Source organism: Amycolatopsis oliviviridis, assembly GCF_014654365.1.
Taxonomy (GTDB): Bacteria; Actinomycetota; Actinomycetes; order Mycobacteriales; family Pseudonocardiaceae; genus Amycolatopsis; species Amycolatopsis oliviviridis.
In genome coordinates this window covers 566792-584313 of sequence record NZ_BNAY01000003.1, presented here as the reverse complement: position 1 = coordinate 584313, position 17522 = coordinate 566792, and the positions used below count along the sequence as shown (strand labels likewise).

The window sequence follows — 17522 nt, the reverse complement described above, 5'->3', positions numbered from 1 at the left end:
CAGCACTGTTGAAAGGCACGTGTCCACCACACTCGAAGCTCCCCGAATCCTGATCCCGCGCACGCCGGGCGGCCAGGTGATCCGTCCGCGCGTAAACTCGGTGACGTCTCATGCGCACAAGCGCATCGACGCCGATCGGGAAGGGAACGGTTTGCCGAGCACGCAGAATCCCGCGCCGGACACGGGCACGGACGCCGAAGAGGCGGCCGCGCGGGCCGAGCGCTTCGAGCGGGACGCGATGCCCCTGCTCGACCAGTTGTACTCGGCCGCCATGCGGATGACCCGGAATCCCGCCGACGCGGAGGACCTCGTCCAGGAGACGTACCTGAAGGCGTACGCGGCCTTCGCGTCCTTCAAGGCGGGTACGAACCTCAAGGCGTGGATGTACCGCATCCTCACGAACACCTACATCAACGGCTACCGGAAGCGTCAGCGCCAGCCGGTGCAGCAGCCGACCGAGGAGATCACCGACTGGCAGATCGCCAAGGCGGAGAGTCACACCTCCAGCGGGCTGCGCTCGGCCGAGGTCGAGGCGATGGACAACCTGCCCGACGCCGACGTCAAGGAAGCGCTGCAGAAGCTGCCCGAGGAGTTCCGCCTCGCGGTCTACCTCGCCGATGTCGAAGGTTTCGCGTACAAGGAGATCGCCGAGATCATGGACACGCCCATCGGCACCGTGATGTCCCGGCTGCACCGCGGCCGCGCCCAGCTCCGTGACCTGCTCGCCGACGTCGCCCGCGAACGCGGCTTCATCCGCGCGGGCAAACAGCAGGAGGTGGCGGGGCGATGACCGAGGACTACTGCTCCGGCGCGGACGACAAGGTCAGGTGCGAGGAAGCCCTCGCCGACATCTACTTGCTCCTCGACAAGGAGTGCAGCGCCGAGCGTGACGCCGCCCTGCGCAAGCACATCGAGGACTGCCCGCCATGCCTCGAGGAATACGGCATCGACGAGCACATCAAGCAGCTGCTCGCCCGGAAGTGCGGTGGTGACCACGCGCCGGACGACCTCAAGTCCCGGCTGCGGGCCTCGATCCGCCAGACCGTGCAGACCAAGGGCGCGATCACGATCGAGCGCACCGAGGTCAAGATCGAGCAGACCTTCGAATAGCCCGGCCCTGGACACACGAAGGCCCCCGTACCGGATCGGTGCGGGGGCCTTCGCTGTCTGATCGATGATCAGGAGTTGGGCTTCTTGCCGTGGTTCGCGCCGTTCTTCTTACGGTCGCGACGCTTGCGGGCGCGCTTCGACATGTTTCACTCCTCGTCCGAGTGGCCCTCGCGGGGTGATACGACACCGCTGGGCCAGGGTCAACCTCTCCAGTGTGTCATGAGGCCTCCACCCTGCTTGGATGGGGACGTGTCCACCCTTTCCGATCTGCTCGCGGAGAACACCGGCCTGTCCGGGGAAGCCGCGGACCACCTCCAGACCGTGGTCGCCGAATGGCAGCTGCTGGCCGACCTGTCCTTCGCCGACTTCCTGCTCTGGGTCGCCGTCTCCCGGGAGCTGCAGCCCGAAGGCGGCGACTACGTCTGTGTCGCGCACGCCCGCCCGACGACGGCGCCGACAGCCCATCCGGAGGACGTCGTCGGCACCCGGTTCACCGAGGACGAGCACCCGCAGCTGGCCAAGGCGAGCCGCGAGGTGCGGATCTGCCGGGAAGAAGACCCGCATTGGTACCGCGACCTGCCGATGCGCCGCGAAGCCATCCCGGTGGTGTTCGCCGGCACGGTGATCGCCGTCCTCAGCCGCGAGACCAACCTGGCGGCCTCCCGGGTGCCGAGCCCGCTCGAAATCGCCTACCTCGGCAGCGCGGGCGACCTGTGCCAGATGATCGTCGACGGCACCTTCCCGAGTCCGGGGAACCAGACGGACACGCACACCAGCCCGCGGGTCGGCGACGGCCTGATCCGCCTCGACCCGACCGGCACGGTGGTCTTCGCCAGCCCGAACGGGTTGTCGGCCTATCACCGGATGGGGCACGAATCCGACCTCGTCGGGCAGCGTCTCGCGCCGCTGACCAGGTCGCTCATCCGTGACCCGTTCGACGCGACCGAGGTTTCGCACCGGATCATCGAGGCGCTCGACGGCAAGCCCAGCAGCCGCACGGAGGCGGATTCCCGCCGCGGCGCCGTCGTGCTGTTCCGTGCGCTTCCGCTGCGTCCCGCCGGGCAGGCCGCCGGCGCGCTGGTGCTGGTGCGTGACGTCACCGAGGTGAAGCGCCGTGACCGCGCCCTCCTGTCGAAGGACGCGACCATCCGCGAGATCCATCACCGGGTGAAGAACAACCTGCAGACGGTCGCCGCGCTGCTGCGGCTCCAGTCACGCCGGACCTCCAGCGAGGAGGCACGGCTCGCGCTCGGCGAGTCCGTGCGCCGGGTGTCGTCGATCGCGATGGTGCACGAGGCGCTGTCGATCTCGGTGGACGAGCGGGTCGATCTCGACAAGCTGCTCGACAACGTCCTCCCGATGGTCGGCGAGGTCGCGACGGCGGAGTCACAGGTCGGGCTTTCCCGCACGGGCTCGTTCGGCGTCGTCGTCGCCGAGATCGCGACGCCGTTGGTGATGGTGCTGGCCGAACTGGTCCAGAACGCCATCGAGCACGCGTTCCCCGACGGACGGCCGGGCAAGGTCGAACTCGTGGTGGAACGGTCGGCCCGCCGGCTCGACATCGTCATCCGCGACAACGGGCGCGGGCTGCCTTCGGGATTCTCCCTCGAACGCAGCGACGGCCTGGGGCTGCAGATCGTGCGGACCCTGGTGGAGTCGGAACTGCGCGGCTCGCTGTCGATCCGCGGCCTGCGCGGGGAGTCCGAGGAAACCGGCGGCCGCCGGGCGGGAACCGAAGCGGCCTTGCGGATCCCGTTGTCACGGCGGCTGTGAATTCCGTGTCGCGGGTCTGGAGTGGACTGTCCCGTTTGATCGTCCTCAAGGGACAGTCCCACCCGGACACGTTTTAGGGCCGGCGCCCGAAGAGAAAGATGGCGCCGGCCCTTTAACGATGCCGCGGGAGGACTTGAAAAAGTCCCGGGAAGCCATACCCCCGTGAGGGCGTGTCGGCCTCGCTTGTTAAGCTCAAGTCGGGTAGGTGTCACCTCGCAACGCAGGGCCATACAGCCACTGCGCCGCGGGATTACCCGAAGCTTGGGGTCTTGCTGAGTTTTAGGTGATGCGATGAAGCGTGCTGAGTCTTGAAAAACTCAGGCGGAGGTACGCGTGCCGATGTGCGTACGACGGCGCTTCAGGGCCCGTCGCTCGTCCTCGCTCATCCCGCCCCACACGCCTGCGTCCTGCCCGCTGGCCAATGCCCAGGCCAAGCAGTCGGAAGCGACGGTGCAGCGGTGGCACACGGCCTTCGCCTGCGCTACCTGCGACAGAGCAGGACCGCTGGTTCCCACCGGGAAGAACAGCTCGGGGTCCTCGTCTCGGCAGGCCGCGTCGTGGCGCCAGTCCATGTTTCTGAGCTCCTTCATAACGGCGCGGTACTCCGCGCCATAGTCGTCATGGCGGTCGTTTTTTTGGGTGCTTGTGAATGCTTTCACGAAGCACCCGTTTCGACAAGGGTTTTCTGAAGATCGGTGAGTCAGCTCACCCGGCCGAGCGACGCTTCTGACCTGCGGTTTCGTTCCGAAACGGCCATCCGAAGGGAAGGCCGATGCGGTGAGCGGAGGTTCTGCGTCGATGAGCGGCAGGTCGTACTTTGCCGCAGGCGATCAGCGGTCCGGTCGTCAGACGATTACCGTCAGTGCTTCCGGGACGCTGAAGAACTCCACTCTCTTCCGCTGGCCGACGAGGTCGCCGTCCACCTGGAAGTTTACCGGTTCAGCAGCGTCGATGCGGATCATCGGAAGGTCATCGTGACGAAGGAGACGTCGTCCGCGTTGGTCGCTCTTCGTGAGCAATGCCTGCCGTACATGCTTGAACACGGTGGGCAATCGCAGACCGCTCAACGCGAAAAGGCCCAGTCCGGTGTCGAACGAGCTGCCCGGGTTCAGGTGGACCGGACGGTCCCCCAGGTAACTCCACGGATCGGTGTTCGACACGAAAGCGGTCAGCACTTCGGTGGGCTCTTCACCCGGGATCCTGACGGTGAGGGGCGGACGGCCGAGCGGAGGCCGTAGATGCGACGCCACCGCGGCCCTCATGTAGAGCCCCGCGGTGGTCTGCTTGCCCCGTCGCTTGGCCACCCGGCCGACGACGTCGGCGTCCCAGCCCAGGCCGGCGTTGAAGGTGAACCAATGCCCGTCGGCGATCCCGAGGCCGACTTTGCGGCTCCGGTCGTTCTCGATGGCGTTGAGGAGCTGATGGGTCGCTTCCACCGGATCGTGCGCGATGCCCAGCGCGCGGGCGAAGACGTTCGCCGAGCCGCCCGGCACGACACCGAGCATGGGGACGTCGCCGACCTTCGCCGGATCGCCGTCGGCGTCCGCGAGCAGGCCGTTGACCACCTCGTTGACCGTGCCGTCGCCGCCGTGGGCGACGACCAGGTCGATCCCGTCACGGGCGGCGGACCGCGACACGGCCATCGCGTGGCCGCGGTAGTCGGTCTCCACCACGTCGAGTTTGACCTGGCTGGCCAGTGCGTGCGCCAGCACGTCACGGCCACCGGCGGTGGTCGAGGTGGCCTGGGGATTCACGACGAGGATGGCACGCACATACCGCAGGGTAAGTGACTTCGGCTCGAAGGTGGGAGCTTCACGTGACGCGAAGCTCAGCCGCGCGACGTCCTCGAGGCAGCACCGTATGGCCCCTGTGGCGGGCGTCCCTCCTTCACTGCCGGTGAATGACAGCTCCGTCGTGACAAGTGCACCCGGGCCGACCGCCCGCTCATCGACGACTACTACCGCCAATTCTTCCCATCCGGCGGTCAGGGGAAACCGGCCGACCGGGTGGCATACGATCGAAAGTGCTCACGTACGGTGACCCGCCCTGGTGGAGCGCCGTGTCCGGAAGCCTGGAAGGCTGTTTCGCCGTGTCCATCGCCGACAAGCTCTCGCCCGCGCCCCGTGAAGTCCGCATCGCCGGGGCGATCACCGCGCTGCCGGGGCTCGCCCTGATCGTGTTCGCGGTCCTGCTCCTGGTCAACGGCCAGGCCGGACCGGAGAATCTGCTGGCCGAGGTCGCCTATTACCTCGTTCTCGCCGCCGGGACGGTGGCCTGCGCGGCCGGGCTGGTGATGGGGAAGACCTGGGCGAGGTCGCCCGGTGTCGTCGTCGCGCTGATCCTGGTCGGGGTCGGCTGGTACGGCGCGGGCCCGTCCGGGCAGCCGTTGTGGGGCGTGCCGCTGGGCCTGATCGGCATCGCCGTCCTCGTGCTGCTGTTCCGCCGCCCGTCGCGCGCGTGGGCGCTCGGAATGCGGGAAGGCGAGACCGAGGAAGAGGCCGCCGAACGCGACGGCGCCGCCGGTCGTGCGGCGCGCCGTGAGCGCGAGGAACGCGACTCCTGACGCCGCACTCGCGTGATCAGAGGCGGATTTCGCGTGATTGGGGACGTAACTCGCGTGATCGAGGCCGTACCTTCGAGTGCGGCCTCCAGACACGCGAGTTACGTGTCTGATCACGCGAGTCACGCCTTGGCTAGACCTGAGCCGCGAGCGCCTTCAGGGGCTCGTCGGTGAGCCTGTCCACGGTCCATTCGTCCATCGGCACCGCGCCGAGTGACTTGTAGAAACCCTGCGCCGGGTTCCAGTTGAGCACCGACCATTCGAGACGGGCGTAACCGCGCTCGACGCAGACGGCCGCCAGGGTGGCCAGGAGCGCCTTGCCGAGGCCTGAGCCGCGCTGCTCGGGGCGGACGTAGAGGTCTTCCAGGTAGATGCCGTGCACGCCGCGCCACGTGGAGAAGTTGAGGAACCAGAGCGCGTAGCCCACGATCTCGCCGTCGACCTCGGCGACGTGCCCGAACAGCCCCGGCGCTTCGCCGAACAGGGCGACGCGCAGCTGCTCGGGGGTGAGGTGGCATTCGTCCGGGGCGCGTTCGAACTCGGCGAGGTCGTAGACGAGCTGGACGACGGCGTCCACGTCTTCTTCGCGGATTCGCCGGATGCGGTCGTCGGGCACTGGTCAGTCCTCTGTGGTGGGGAGCAGGTTGAGGTGTTCGATCTGCGGCTCGCCGCGTTCGTCGCCGAGCACCGCGACGCCGGCCGGGTCGAGTCCGAAGTGGACGCCCGCCGTCGACGGCAGGCCGATCCACCGCGCGACCAGGACGCGGCTGAAGTGCCCGTGGCCGACGAGGATCACGTCACCCTTGCCGAGCGGTTCGCGGACGCGGTCGATCAGCTTGTCCGCGCGGGCGTTGACGTCGTCGGCGCTTTCGCCGCCGGGGATCGGATGCGACCAGACCGTCCAACCGGGAACGGTCTCGCGGATCACCGGGGTGGTGATGCCCTCGTAGTCGCCGTAATCCCATTCGGCCAGCTCTTCGGTGACCTCGTCGACGCGCAGACCGGCCAGCTCGGCCGTCCGCAGCGCGCGGGTGCGGGGGCTGGAAAGGACGAGCGCCGGGTTGCCGCCGAGCACCGCGCGCAGGGTCCCGCCCGCCGAGCGGGCCTGCCCTTCGCCCGCCGCGGTGAGCGGGATGTCGGTGCGTCCGGTGTGCCGTCCGTTGACGGACCACTCGGTCTGACCGTGCCGGAGAAGGAAGAGCCGATGAGCCACGTTGCGAATATAGCCTGCGGTCCGGTTATGCTACTGATGAGTAACATGATGAGGAGACCGTGATGGCGCAGAATCCGACCTACGCGATGTGGAACCGGCTGGCCGGGAAGCCGGTCGGCAAACAGCTGTTCTCGGCGGCGATGTGCCTGCGTGTGCCGTACTTCCGGACGGTGCTCCCGTCGGTGCGCGAACTGGGGCCCGGCCGGTGCGAGGTGACCTCCCCGAAGTGGTGGGGTGTTTACAACCACATCAAGACTTTTCACGCGATCGCGGCATGCAACCTCGCCGAGATCGCCATGGGCATGCTCGCCGAGGCGACCGTCCCGGCGACCCATCGCTGGCTGCCCAAGGGGATGACGGTCGAGTACGTGGCCAAGGCCGAAACGAGCCTGCGCGCGGTCGCGGAACTGCCGGAGTTGCCGGAATTCGGCGACGAGGGTTTCGAACTGCTCGTGCCGGTGACGATCACGGACACGAACGGGAAGCCCGTCGTGACCGCGACCATCACCATTTGGGTCACCAAGAAGAAGTAGAGCGCCGGTCCTTCATGCATTTCGTCCTCTGAATGCGGTCCTTGCGTGCGCAACTACCGCATTCAGAGGACGAAATGCGATGGTCAGAGGGGCTTGAACTGGACGTAGGTCACCTGCTTGAAGGTGTTCCGCCCGCTCGCCGACGGCAGTCCGAGCAACCGGTCGGCCACTCGCGCCAGCGGGCCGCAGCCGGTCGTTCGCGGCAGGGAGAGCTGTGAGTCGACGACGCCGAACTTCACCGTCTTCGGGTTTTGGGAGATCATCTCGAAGGGAACCGCGGGATCGTCCTTGATCACCGAGTGGAGCGGGGCGTCCGGCGTGCCGATCGTGCATCCCTTGGGCAGCAAGGGATGCCGTAGAACCGCGTAGAGGTCCAGCTCCCCGCGACGCTCGTCGTTCGACAGGAAGTCCGAGTAGCCGCCGTATTCCAGCTGCATGCTCGCGCCGAAACCGTCCTGGATCCGGGCGGGTGCGTGCCGCATTTCGCCGAAGACCTGCGCGAACTTCCCGTCCACTTTGCCCTCGGAGAACGTCAGCCGGATCTCCCCGAGCTGGATCTCGCGGTCGCCGACGGTGAGAACTCCTTGGGAGACAAAGGCTTCGCAACGCCAGGTGCTGGGGTCGGCGCCGGCGGGCGGGGCGGGGCAGGCGGAGAAGTCGAACTCGGGCACGGGGGACGACGCCGCGGAGGCGTGGCCGGGGAGGAGGACGAGGGCGGCTGCGGAGAGCGCGGCCGCGGCCGCTGCGAGAAGACGTCTCATGACTCGGAAGAGTGGTCTGCCGCGGTCTCGATCACATCGGGGAAGACCCCCAGGGGGTCCCGGAGATAACCCCGTTCGAGTGAAAATAAACGGTGTTTACCCAGCTGACGCGAATCCATTTCGGATTCGGTCTTGAAGGCGGCGTGAACGGCGGGCGATCATCGGCCCATGTCCCCACTGTCGCGCCGCACCTTCCTCGGGTTCACCGCGCTCAACTCCGCCGCCGCCCTCGGGCTCACCACGATTTCCACCGCGGAGGCCGAAGAAGCGGCCCCGGGCTTCTCGACGGCGGTGGTCGTCGGCACCGGTTACGGCGCCGCGGTCACCGCGCTCCGCCTCGGTGAAGCCGGGATCCCCACCGTCATGCTCGAAATGGGCAAGCTGTGGGCCGACCCCGGGCCGGACGGCAAGGTCTTCTGCGACATGCTCCGCCCGGATCGGCGGGCCGCGTGGTTCAAGGACCGCACGCAGGCCCCGCTCGCGTCGTTCCTCTGGCTGGACGTGGCCAACCGGGACGTCGAGCGGTACCCGGGTGTCCTCGACCGGGTGGACCACGGCGACATGTCCGTCTACGTCGGACGCGGCGTCGGCGGCGGATCGCTGGTCAACGGCGCGATGGCCGTGACGCCGAAGCGGTCGTACTTCGAGGAGATACTCCCCGACGTCGACGCGGACGAGATGTACGGGACGTACTTTCCTCGCGCCAACCAGGCGCTCGGCGTGAACGACATCGACCAGGGCTGGTTCGAAACCTGCCGGTCCTATCGCTACGCGCGGGTTTCCCGGAAGGCGGCGGCGCGAGCCGGGCTCAAGACCGTGTTCGTGCCCAGCGTCTACGACTTCGAGTACATGAAGCGGGAGGAAGCGGGCACGGTCCCGCGGTCGGCGCTCGCGTCGGAGGTCATCTACGGCAACAACCACGGCAAGCGTTCCCTCGACAAGACCTACCTCGCGGCCGCGCTGGGCACCGGCAACGTCACCATCAAAACGCTGCACCAGGTCCGCGGGATCACCCGGCAGACCGACGGCACCTATGTCCTCACCGTGCACGAGACCTCGGAAGACGGCGCGGTCGTGGCGAGGAAACAGCTCGGCGCGAAGTACCTGTTCCTCGGCGCCGGCAGCCTCGGTTCGACGGAACTGCTCGTGCGGGCACGGGAAACCGGGACGCTGCCCGAACTCGGCGACGAGGTCGGCCGCGGCTGGGGCACCAACGGCAACGTGATGCTGGGCCGCGCGAACCACGCCTGGAACGTCTGCGGATCACTGCAATCGGGGATGCCCGCACTCGGCATCGACGCGTGGGACGACCCGGTGAACCCGGTCTTCGCCGAGGTCGCGCCGGTGCCCGCCGGGATCGAGACCTGGCTGAGCCTGTACCTGGCGATCACGAAGAACCCCGAACGCGGCCACTTCACCTACGACGCCGCGAGCGACTCCGCACGGCTCCAGTGGCGCGCTTCGCAGGGGAAGCCGTCGATCGACGCGGCGAAGTCGTTGTTCGACAAGGTCAACCGGGCGAATCGCACGATCTACCGGAGTGACCTGTTCGGGGACACGCGGTCGTTCGAGAACCGGTTCACCTATCACCCGCTGGGCGGTTTGGTGCTGGGCAAGGCCACCGACCTGTACGGCCGGGTGAAGGGGTATCGGAACCTCTACGTCACCGACGGCTCTTTGATCCCGGGCAGTACCGGGGTGAACCCCTTCGTGACGATCACCGCGCTGGCGGAGCGGAACGTGGAACAGGTGCTGCGCGAGGACGTACGGCGCTGATTCAGCCCTCGGCCCGCAACTTCTCGTAGTACGCCACACATTCGTCGTACCGCGGCAGCGTTCCCTGCTCCAGGGCCTCTTTCAGGTAGGGCGCGGCAGTGTCCTTTTCGGACACAATGGGTTCGATGTCCTGCGGCCACGGGAGCGCGAGGTCGGTGTCCATCGGGTTGACGGCGTGCTCGGCCGCCGGGTTGTACGGCTCGGAGCAGAGGTAGGTCATGACCGTGTCGTCTTCGAGCGCCATGAAAGCGTGGCCGAGGCCTTCGGCGATGTAGACCGATTTGTACTCGGTGCTGTCGAGCAGCACGGACGTCCATTCCCCGAAAGTGGGCGAGCCGACCCGGAGATCGACGATGACGTCCAGCAGCGAACCGCTCGGGCAGTACACGTATTTGGCCTGTCCGGGCGGGGTGTCCGCGAAGTGCAGGCCGCGGACGGAGCCGCGCCGGGAAACACTGGTGTTGGTCTGCGCCAGGCGAAGCCGGTGCCCGACCGCTTCGACGAAGGCCTCTTCCTGGAACGGCGCCACGAACAGGCCGCGGTGGTCGGGGAAAACGCGCGGGGTGAATTCGAAACAGTCCGCGATGCTGAGGCGCCTGGCTTGCATGCCACCCATGCTAGTCAGCGCCTTCGCCGTGTTCCCAAGCCGGACGGACGTCTTGCGAAACCTCTCTTGAGCTGCGGAAAGCCCGACCCCTTTGTGACATGAACCGCACCAGAGGGGCACACTGGTCCGCATGCCTGTCACAATGATCTGACCGCTGCGTCCGCGGCCGTCGCCACACCCACGGCACCGATGGCCGATTGGACGCTTCGCCGACAGCCGGCGCTACCGCGCTGGGCTGCCGTGTCGGAGGACGAGTTACCCCAGGTGGCCGGGCCATGCCCATTTGGCCTGTTCACCGGCCAGTTCCCCCGCTCGCAGTCCCAGGAGAATCCCATGACCTTCGCTCGAATCGAGACTTCGCCGTCCTTAGACACGGCAGAAGCAATGACGGGAACCACGATGACCACGCCAGTGACCGACACCGAGATCTTCGAGGGGCACGAGGGCGGCAAGCTCTCCGTGGCCGCGACGCGCCCGATCTCCTCACCCCGTGACCTCTCGGTCGCGTACACGCCCGGGGTGGCGAAGGTGAGCCGGGCCATCGCCGAGGACGCGGCCAAGGCGAAGCGGTACACGTGGGCGGACAGGCTGGTCGTGGTGGTCAGCGACGGTACGGCGGTGCTCGGTCTCGGTGACATCGGCGCGAGCGCCTCGCTGCCGGTCATGGAAGGCAAGTCGGTCCTGTTCAAGACCTTCGGCGGGCTCGACTCCATCCCGCTGGTGCTCGACACCACCGACGTCGACGAGATCATCGAGACCCTGGTCCGGCTGCGCCCGTCGTTCGGCGCGGTGAACCTGGAGGACATCTCGGCGCCGCGCTGCTTCGAGCTGGAGGACCGCCTCAAGGAGGTCCTCGACTGCCCGGTCATGCACGACGACCAGCACGGCACGGCGATCGTCACGCTGGCCGCGCTGCGCGGGGCGAACCAGGTCCTCGGCAAGGACATCGCCGGTCAGCGCGTGGTCGTCTCGGGAGCGGGCGCGGCGGGGGTGGCCTGCGCCAGGATCCTGCAGAACGCCGGCGTCGCGGACGTCACCGTGCTCGACTCGCGCGGCATCATCCACGCCGGGCGCGAGGGCCTGAACCCGATCAAGCAGAAGCTCGCAGAGACCACGAACGCGGCCGGTCTGCGGGGCGGCCTCGGCGAGGCCCTCAAGGGCGCCGACGTCTTCCTCGGCCTGTCCGGGGCGACCATCGACGAGTCCCTGCTGGCCGGGATGGCCGACGACGCGATCGTGTTCGCGCTGTCCAACCCGGACCCGGAAGTGCACCCGGCCGTGGCGTCGCGGTACGCCAAGATCGTGGCGACCGGGCGCAGCGACTTCCCGAACCAGATCAACAACGTGCTGGCGTTCCCCGGTGTCTTCCGCGGCGCGCTGGACTCCGGCGCGCGGGCGATCACGGAGAACATGAAGCTGGCCGCGGCCGAGGCGATCTTCGCGGTCGCGCAGGACGACCTGGGGCCGGACCGTATCGTGCCGAGCCCGCTGGACCCGCGGGTCGCGCCTGAGGTGGCCGCCGCGGTCGCGAAGGCCGCTGAGGCCGACGGCGTGGTGTGACGGTCCCTTTCACGCTCGCTCAAGTGCTATGAAAGGCCCCTTCATCGCAAAATTTGCGATGAAGGGGCCTTTCATTGCGCGCGGGGGTTGTGAGCCTCAGCCGAGCAGTTCCGTCAGCCGGTGCCGCGGCAGGTCGATCAACCGCGCGTCCGTCAGGTCCGCGGGCACGTCCAGCGAGACGTTCGCCAGCCGCGCGTGCGCCCGGGTCAGCAGTTCTTCCTGATGTTCGACGGCGTCCGCGACGACGACGGCGTGCCGGTTGTCCGGGGTGCTCCGCAGCAGCCGCAGTTTGTACTTCGCCCCGATCAGCCGGTTGAGCGCGCCCTGCGCCTCGGCGTTCGTCAGGTCGGGATGCGAGTTCGGGACCAGCAGCGCCAGCCGTCGCGCGTTGGTGCCCAGCAGGGTCCGCAGCAGCCACGGGCCGGGGTCGGCCGAGAGGTCCATGGCGACCGCGTCGCCTTCCGGTCCGGAAACGGACCAGTCGACCGGCCGCGACTCCAGCGCCAGCCCGCCCTCGGTGGCGATTTCGTGCAGCTTGTCCAGCAGTGAGGGCTTGGCTCCGCCCGCGGATTCCACCGACTGCGGGCCGTGCGTGTAGATCGCGGCCTTCCCCTTGCCACCGCGGTTCTTCTTCGACTTCGCGGTCGGCTGGCAGACGTAGAGGTCCGCCGCGCTCCCGATCGCCTGCGCGCCGAAGTAGCGGTTGAAGTCCGGCAGGATCGCTTCGAAGGTCAGCCCGAGTGTCGCGAGCGCCCGCTGCACCTGCGCGCCCAAGGCGGGATGGCGCGGGCTGTACCCGTAAGCGAGCAGCAGCCGCCCGTCCGAGGGTTCGGCGAGCGCCTGGACCCCGCGTGCGGCGAACAGGCCCATTCCTTCGGGGGTGTAAGGCGGATCACTGAACACGAGGTCCATCCGGCCGGTCACCGAGGGTGGCAGCCCGACGCGCAGATCCGTGTGCAGGGTCCGGATGGACCGCTCGCTGAGTTCGTCGATGTAGGCCAGCACGCGATCGTCGAGGTCGACGACGGTGAGGTCCGCGCCGGGCCGCAATGCGCGTACGGCCAGCGAGGTGAGGTCGTGGTCGCCCAGGAACAGCAGTTTCGCGGTGTCGAGGTCGTACCGCTGGTCCAGCCACAGCGCCCGGTCGAGCACGGTCTCCGGCGTCGCCTGCACGTGGTCGAGCGCGGCCAGCGGAGCGGGCACGTTCTCGACGTAGCTGGTGATGGTCTTCAGCAGGTCGGGGTCGGTTTTCCGGTCCGGGGTCTCGAAGCGCGCGTACTTCTCACGGGCCGCGGGAGCCAGCCGCAAGCGGGACTCGTTCCGTTCGAGGTCGTCGCCGAGCGCGTTCAGGACGTCTTCGACACTCCGGCGGGGCGCGGTACTGAGCCGGACCAGTTCGCCGAGGTCCCGCCAATCCGCCCGGAGCAGGGAAATCACCTGATGGAGCGGTCGCACGTGGACACCGTGCGCCGCGAGGACGTCATCGACGGAGGAACTCACAGCCCGCAGCCTAGTGAACCGATCCCTGAGACACCGTGCCAACAGGGCCGATGTGGGCTACGGTTTTTCGACCAGACATGGGGAGAGACACGTGACTATCGAGTTCCGTGGCGTGACCAAGCGGTATCCGGACGGGACGGTCGCGGTCGACGACCTGAACCTCACCGTGGAGGACGGCACCATCACCGTCTTCGTCGGGCCGTCCGGCTGCGGTAAGACCACGTCGCTGCGGATGATCAACCGCATGGTCGAACCGACCTCGGGCGCCGTCCTGCTCGACGGCAAGGACGTCAGCGACGGGGACCCGGCGCTGTTGCGCCGCGGCATCGGCTACGTCATCCAGCACGCCGGCCTCTTTCCACACAGGACAGTCCTGGACAACGTCGCCACCGTGCCGCTGCTGTCGGGCTGGGACAAGGGCAAAGCACGCAAGCGCGCGGCCGAACTGCTCGAAACCGTCGGCCTGCCCGCGGAACTCGGCAAGCGGTACCCCGCACAGCTTTCCGGCGGCCAGCAGCAGCGCGTCGGTGTCGCCAGGGCGCTGGCGGCGGATTCGCCCGTGCTACTGATGGACGAGCCGTTCTCCGCCGTCGACCCGATCGTCCGCGAGGAGTTGCAGGACGAGCTGCTGCGCCTGCAGTCACAGCTGGGGAAGACGATCGTGTTCGTCACCCACGACATCGACGAGGCCGTGCGGCTCGGCGACAAGATCGCGGTGCTCCGCGTCGGCGGTGTGCTCGCGCAGTACGGCACGCCGTCGGAGGTGCTGCGTCATCCCGTCGACGACTTCGTCGCGTCGTTCGTGGGCAAGGACCGCGGCTACCGCGGCCTCTCCTTCCTTTCGGCGGAGGGGATCGTCGTCGAAGAGGTGAAGCGGGTCGAGGTCGGCAAGCCGGTCCCCGGGCCGTCCGACGAGTGGCTGGTCGCGGTCAACGCCGAAGGACAGCCGCGCGGCTGGCTGCGCCCCGGATCCACTGTGGACGGTGAGCTGGCCGAGACCGATCTCGTCGCGGGCGGATCGCTGTACGTCCAGGGATCGCCGATCCGCGGCGCGCTCGACGCGGCGTTGTCGTCGCCCGCGAGCCTCGGGGTCGTGGTCGACGCCGACCAGAAGGTCCTCGGGGTGGTCAGAGCCCAGCAAGTCCTCGAGGTGATCGAAGCGCCGTCGCTGAGTTCCTGATGGGGGACTTCTTCGCGGAGCTCGGCCGCTACCTGGGCAGTGCCAACAACCGCTCGCAGTTCTTCGGCGACCTGCTCGACCACATCTATCTCTCGCTGGCCCCGCTGGTGCTGGGCCTGGTGATCGCGGTGCTGGCGGGCTGGCTCGGCCACCGGTTCGGCCCGGCGCGGTCCGTGCTGCTGGTGGTGTCGAACCTGCTGTACACGATCCCGTCGCTGGCGTTGTTCGTGGTGATCCCGGGCATCATCGGCTCGAAGATCCTCGACAGCGTCAACGTGATCGTCGCGCTCACCGTCTACACCGCCGCCCTGCTGGTGCGCCCGGTGCTGGACGCGCTCGACGCGGTCCCGCCGCACGTCGTCGCCGCGGCCACGGCGGTCGGCTACAAACCCGCGCGCCGCTTCCTCACCGTGGAGCTGCCGCTTTCGGTGCCGGTGCTCGCGGCGGGCGTCCGGGTGGCGTCGGTCAGCAACATCAGCCTGGTCAGCGTCGGCGCGCTGATCGGCACGGGCGGGCTCGGCGTGCTGTTCACCGACGGTTTCCAGCGCGAGTACTTCTCGCCGATCGTCGTCGGGATCGTCGCGACCCTGCTGCTCGCGCTGATCGTCGACCTGGTGCTGGTCCAGCTCCGCAATCTCCTCACACCCTGGGACCGGGTGGCGACAACGGCGGGGGCGAAATGATCGGCGACGTCCTGAACTGGTTCGGCGACCCGGCCCATTGGCAGGGCACGGACGGCATCCCGGCCCGGCTGCTGCAGCATCTCGGCTACACGGCGCTGGCGCTGGTCTTCGCGCTGATCATCGCGATCCCGCTCGGGCTCTACGTCGGGCACACCGGCCGCGGCGCGGTGCTGCTGGTGAGCGGTGGCAACGCGATCCGCGCGCTGCCGACGCTGGGCCTGGTGACCTTCCTGTTCCTGCTCTTCACCGAAAGCGAGATCTCGACGATCATCGGGCTCGTGGTGCTCGCCATCCCGCCGATCCTCGCCGGGACGTACGCGGGCCTGCAGGCGACCGATCACGGCGTGGTCGACGCGGCGCAGGGCATCGGGATGACCGGCTGGCAACGGTTGTGGAAGGTCGAGGTGCCGATCTCGCTGCCGCTGGTGCTCGGCGGGGTGCGGAACTCGGTGCTGCAGCTGGTCGCGACGGCGGCCGTGGCGGCCTACGTCGGGCTCGGCGGACTCGGCCGGTTCCTGCTCGACGGACTGGCCATTTTGGACTATCCCCAGGTGGTCGCGGGCGCGCTCCTGACGACGTTGCTCGCGGTCGTGCTGGATCTGGCCCTGGCGGGCGTCCAGCGGCTGCTGGTGCCCAAGGGGGTTCGGCTGGCGCAGGCCGCGAGCGGGAAGAAGGCGAAGGTATGAGGCGGACGGTGGCGGCGCTGTTCGCCGGGATCGCGTTGCTGGCTGTGCTGTCGGCGGGCTGCGGCAACCCGCTGGCCGGCGGTGCCGAGGGCGGCGCGACCGGCGACATCATCATCGGCGCGTCCGACGTCGGGGAAAGCCTTCTGCTGGCCCAGATCTACGCGGGCGCGCTGCGCAACGCGGGCGCGGAGAACGTGACCGTGCGCCCGCCGGTCGGCAGCCGCGAGGTCGTCGTCAAGGCACTGCAGGACAAATCGCTTTCGGTGGTACCGGACTACAGCGGGAACCTGCTGCGCTACTTCGACAAGGACACCCAGGCCACCACTCCGCAGGACGTCTACGCGCAGCTGAAGCAGAAGTTGCCGTCCGGGTTCGAGGTGCTCGAACAGGCGCCCGCGGAGGACAAGGATCTTCTGGTGGTGCGCAAGGAACTCGCCGATTCCGGGATCAAGACCTTCTCCGATCTCGGCAAGCGCTGCAAGGAGTTCGTGTTCGGCGGTCCCGGCCAGTGGAGCAGTCGCTGGAAGGACAAGATCAAGACGCTCTACGGCTGCGAATTCGCCGAGATCCGCACGACCGACACCGGCGGCCCGGTCACCGTCGCCGCGCTGAAGTCCGGCGACGTCCAGGTCGCCGACCTGTTCAGCACGTCGTCCTCGATCGCCGCGAACGGGTTCGTGCCGCTGGTGGACGACAAGAACATGTTCCCCGCGCAGAACATCGTCCCGCTCGTCGCGAAGGGGACGCTTTCGCTGAAGGAAGCCGACGCGCTGAACCGGGTTTCGGCGGCGCTCACGACCGATCAGCTCACCGAGCTGAACGTCCAGTTCAGCGAGGAAAAGCGCAACCCGCTCGACGTCGCCGAGGAGTTCCTGCGCCGGAACAACCTCCTCGCGCCCGCCTGACCCACGCAATTCGTCCTCTGGATGCGGTGGTTGCACGCGCAACCACCGCATCCAGAGGACGAAACGCGGAAAGGGTCAGAGGCGGTCGAAGGCGGGGGAATAGCGGAACTCGCCCCGGAGTTCCGGGGTATACGCGCTCAGGGTGCGGACCTGGAAAGCCGTCGTCCATTCCGCGACCGGCGGCGTGATCCCGTGCTGTGCGGCGAGGACGAAGCCGAAGCGAGAGTAATATTTCGGGTCGCCCAGCAGGACCACGGCGCCGTAGCCGAGCGCGTCCGCCGCGCCGAGCACGGCGTGCATGAGCGCGGAGCCGATGCCGGCGGCGTGATACTCGGGCAGGACGCCGAGCGGGCCGAGGCCGACCGTCGACTTCTCGTCGGTGCCGAGCCGGGACGGGCTGCAGCAGACATGCCCGGCGATCTTCCCGTCGCGTTCGGCCACGATGGACAGTGCGCCGATCAGATCGCCGTCCGCGCGCAGTTCGTCGACGAGTTTCGCCTCGACCACCGGGACACTGTGTTTCGCGAACGCGGCCAGATGTACGGCGTGGATCGCCTCGCGGTCGGCCGGGGTTTCCTGTCGGAGCAGCATGCGCCCGAGTGTGCTCCATCCGAAGGTAGGATGGAAATCGATTTCCGCTCGGGCCGGTCACGACTTTAGTAGGCGGCCATCCGT

Annotated in this window: 20 protein-coding genes; 11 read left to right on the top strand and 9 right to left on the bottom strand. The window is 68.2% G+C overall.

The annotated features are described in order from the left end of the window. Positions 1–151: 151 nt before the first annotated feature. Positions 152–790, top strand: a complete 639-nt coding sequence (locus tag IE302_RS15850; RefSeq protein ID WP_026466946.1) for a sigma-70 family RNA polymerase sigma factor — start codon at positions 152–154, stop codon at positions 788–790. Next, complete coding sequence (rsrA, locus tag IE302_RS15845) at positions 787–1110, top strand: mycothiol system anti-sigma-R factor (RefSeq protein ID WP_191255269.1); 324 nt, start codon at positions 787–789, stop codon at positions 1108–1110. Before IE302_RS15850 ends, rsrA begins: the two co-directional genes overlap by 4 nt. Positions 1111–1178: 68 nt before the next feature. Here rsrA and IE302_RS43255 read toward each other — a convergent pair whose 3' ends face one another. Beyond that, the gene (locus tag IE302_RS43255) at positions 1179–1253 is read right to left on the bottom strand and encodes a 50S ribosomal protein bL37 (RefSeq protein ID WP_369299112.1); all 75 of its coding nucleotides are present in this window, start codon (positions 1251–1253) and stop codon (positions 1179–1181) included. 106 nt (positions 1254–1359) lie between these two features. On the opposite strand from IE302_RS43255, the gene IE302_RS15840 reads away from it, so the two are divergent. Beyond that, the gene (locus tag IE302_RS15840) at positions 1360–2883 is read left to right on the top strand and encodes a sensor histidine kinase (RefSeq protein WP_191255268.1); all 1524 of its coding nucleotides are present in this window, start codon (positions 1360–1362) and stop codon (positions 2881–2883) included. Between the two features lie 317 nt (positions 2884–3200). Here the strand turns inward: IE302_RS15840 and IE302_RS15835 are convergent, their stop codons facing one another. Both IE302_RS15835 and IE302_RS15830 read right to left on the bottom strand, forming a co-directional pair. Further along, positions 3201–3455: a WhiB family transcriptional regulator gene (locus IE302_RS15835; protein WP_007028999.1), complete on the bottom strand. Its 255-nt coding sequence runs from the start codon at positions 3453–3455 to the stop codon at positions 3201–3203. A gap of 273 nt (positions 3456–3728) precedes the next feature. Next, positions 3729–4655 carry a diacylglycerol/lipid kinase family protein gene (locus IE302_RS15830; RefSeq protein WP_191255267.1) on the bottom strand — a complete coding sequence of 309 codons (927 nt, stop codon included), beginning with the start codon at positions 4653–4655 and terminating at the stop codon, positions 3729–3731. Between the two features lie 287 nt (positions 4656–4942). On the opposite strand from IE302_RS15830, the gene IE302_RS15825 reads away from it, so the two are divergent. Next, entirely contained in the window at positions 4943–5446 is a 504-nt protein-coding gene (locus IE302_RS15825) for a hypothetical protein (protein WP_229907782.1), read from the top strand. Between the two features lie 130 nt (positions 5447–5576). On the opposite strand, the gene IE302_RS15820 is transcribed toward IE302_RS15825, so the two are convergent. Beyond that, positions 5577–6059 carry a GNAT family N-acetyltransferase gene (locus IE302_RS15820; protein ID WP_034305165.1) on the bottom strand — a complete coding sequence of 161 codons (483 nt, stop codon included), beginning with the start codon at positions 6057–6059 and terminating at the stop codon, positions 5577–5579. A 3-nt stretch (positions 6060–6062) separates the two neighbouring features. Continuing rightward, positions 6063–6656 (bottom strand): acid phosphatase, encoded by a 594-nt coding sequence (locus tag IE302_RS15815; RefSeq protein WP_191255265.1) that lies wholly within the window; start codon positions 6654–6656, stop codon positions 6063–6065. 62 nt (positions 6657–6718) lie between these two features. Between IE302_RS15815 and IE302_RS15810 the strand changes: the two genes are divergently transcribed. Further along, complete coding sequence (locus IE302_RS15810) at positions 6719–7189, top strand: hotdog fold domain-containing protein (RefSeq protein WP_191255264.1); 471 nt, start codon at positions 6719–6721, stop codon at positions 7187–7189. An 83-nt stretch (positions 7190–7272) separates the two neighbouring features. On the opposite strand, the gene IE302_RS15805 is transcribed toward IE302_RS15810, so the two are convergent. After that, on the bottom strand, positions 7273–7950 hold the full coding sequence (locus IE302_RS15805) for a hypothetical protein (protein ID WP_191255263.1): 678 nt from the start codon (positions 7948–7950) through the stop codon (positions 7273–7275). A 168-nt stretch (positions 7951–8118) separates the two neighbouring features. Here IE302_RS15805 and IE302_RS15800 point away from each other — a divergent pair, with 168 nt between their 5' ends. After that, positions 8119–9726: a GMC oxidoreductase gene (locus tag IE302_RS15800; protein WP_191255262.1), complete on the top strand. Its 1608-nt coding sequence runs from the start codon at positions 8119–8121 to the stop codon at positions 9724–9726. Position 9727: 1 nt separating this feature from the next. Here IE302_RS15800 and IE302_RS15795 read toward each other — a convergent pair whose 3' ends face one another. Beyond that, the gene (locus IE302_RS15795; RefSeq protein ID WP_191255261.1) at positions 9728–10333 is read right to left on the bottom strand and encodes a dTDP-4-dehydrorhamnose 3,5-epimerase family protein; all 606 of its coding nucleotides are present in this window, start codon (positions 10331–10333) and stop codon (positions 9728–9730) included. A gap of 384 nt (positions 10334–10717) precedes the next feature. Between IE302_RS15795 and IE302_RS15790 the strand changes: the two genes are divergently transcribed. Then, positions 10718–11893 carry an NAD(P)-dependent malic enzyme gene (locus IE302_RS15790; RefSeq protein WP_191255260.1) on the top strand — a complete coding sequence of 392 codons (1176 nt, stop codon included), beginning with the start codon at positions 10718–10720 and terminating at the stop codon, positions 11891–11893. Positions 11894–11989: 96 nt separating this feature from the next. Here the strand turns inward: IE302_RS15790 and IE302_RS15785 are convergent, their stop codons facing one another. After that, complete coding sequence (locus IE302_RS15785; RefSeq protein ID WP_191255259.1) at positions 11990–13393, bottom strand: bis-aminopropyl spermidine synthase family protein; 1404 nt, start codon at positions 13391–13393, stop codon at positions 11990–11992. A 91-nt stretch (positions 13394–13484) separates the two neighbouring features. Between IE302_RS15785 and IE302_RS15780 the strand changes: the two genes are divergently transcribed. From IE302_RS15780 to IE302_RS15765, 4 genes are read left to right on the top strand one after another with little or no spacing between them, the layout of a single operon-like run. Next, positions 13485–14573: an ABC transporter ATP-binding protein gene (locus IE302_RS15780; protein WP_191255258.1), complete on the top strand. Its 1089-nt coding sequence runs from the start codon at positions 13485–13487 to the stop codon at positions 14571–14573. Next, complete coding sequence (locus IE302_RS15775) at positions 14573–15256, top strand: ABC transporter permease (protein WP_191255257.1); 684 nt, start codon at positions 14573–14575, stop codon at positions 15254–15256. Before IE302_RS15780 ends, IE302_RS15775 begins: the two co-directional genes overlap by 1 nt. Continuing rightward, positions 15253–15942, top strand: a complete 690-nt coding sequence (locus tag IE302_RS15770; protein ID WP_191255256.1) for an ABC transporter permease — start codon at positions 15253–15255, stop codon at positions 15940–15942. Before IE302_RS15775 ends, IE302_RS15770 begins: the two co-directional genes overlap by 4 nt. Beyond that, a complete protein-coding gene (locus IE302_RS15765; protein WP_191255255.1) occupies positions 15939–16847 on the top strand; it encodes an ABC transporter substrate-binding protein in 909 nt (302 codons plus the stop codon). Before IE302_RS15770 ends, IE302_RS15765 begins: the two co-directional genes overlap by 4 nt. A gap of 75 nt (positions 16848–16922) precedes the next feature. Here IE302_RS15765 and IE302_RS15760 read toward each other — a convergent pair whose 3' ends face one another. After that, positions 16923–17438, bottom strand: coding sequence for a GNAT family N-acetyltransferase (locus IE302_RS15760; RefSeq protein WP_191255254.1), 516 nt, complete (start codon positions 17436–17438; stop codon positions 16923–16925). Positions 17439–17522 lie beyond the last annotated feature (84 nt).

Bases quoted from the DNA above. Each gene is read 5' to 3' on its own strand.
- rsrA (WP_191255269.1), top strand. From the start codon at position 787: ATGACCGAGGACTACTGCTCCGGCGCGGACGACAAGGTCAGGTGCGAG.
- IE302_RS15835 (WP_007028999.1), bottom strand. From the start codon at position 3,455: ATGGACTGGCGCCACGACGCGGCCTGCCGAGACGAGGACCCCGAGCTG.
- IE302_RS15810 (WP_191255264.1), top strand. From the start codon at position 6,719: ATGGCGCAGAATCCGACCTACGCGATGTGGAACCGGCTGGCCGGGAAG.
- IE302_RS15805 (WP_191255263.1), bottom strand. From the start codon at position 7,950: ATGAGACGTCTTCTCGCAGCGGCCGCGGCCGCGCTCTCCGCAGCCGCC.
- IE302_RS15800 (WP_191255262.1), top strand. From the start codon at position 8,119: ATGTCCCCACTGTCGCGCCGCACCTTCCTCGGGTTCACCGCGCTCAAC.
- IE302_RS15795 (WP_191255261.1), bottom strand. From the start codon at position 10,333: ATGCAAGCCAGGCGCCTCAGCATCGCGGACTGTTTCGAATTCACCCCG.
- IE302_RS15790 (WP_191255260.1), top strand. From the start codon at position 10,718: ATGACGGGAACCACGATGACCACGCCAGTGACCGACACCGAGATCTTC.
- IE302_RS15775 (WP_191255257.1), top strand. From the start codon at position 14,573: ATGGGGGACTTCTTCGCGGAGCTCGGCCGCTACCTGGGCAGTGCCAAC.
- IE302_RS15770 (WP_191255256.1), top strand. From the start codon at position 15,253: ATGATCGGCGACGTCCTGAACTGGTTCGGCGACCCGGCCCATTGGCAG.
- IE302_RS15765 (WP_191255255.1), top strand. From the start codon at position 15,939: ATGAGGCGGACGGTGGCGGCGCTGTTCGCCGGGATCGCGTTGCTGGCT.
- IE302_RS15760 (WP_191255254.1), bottom strand. From the start codon at position 17,438: ATGCTGCTCCGACAGGAAACCCCGGCCGACCGCGAGGCGATCCACGCC.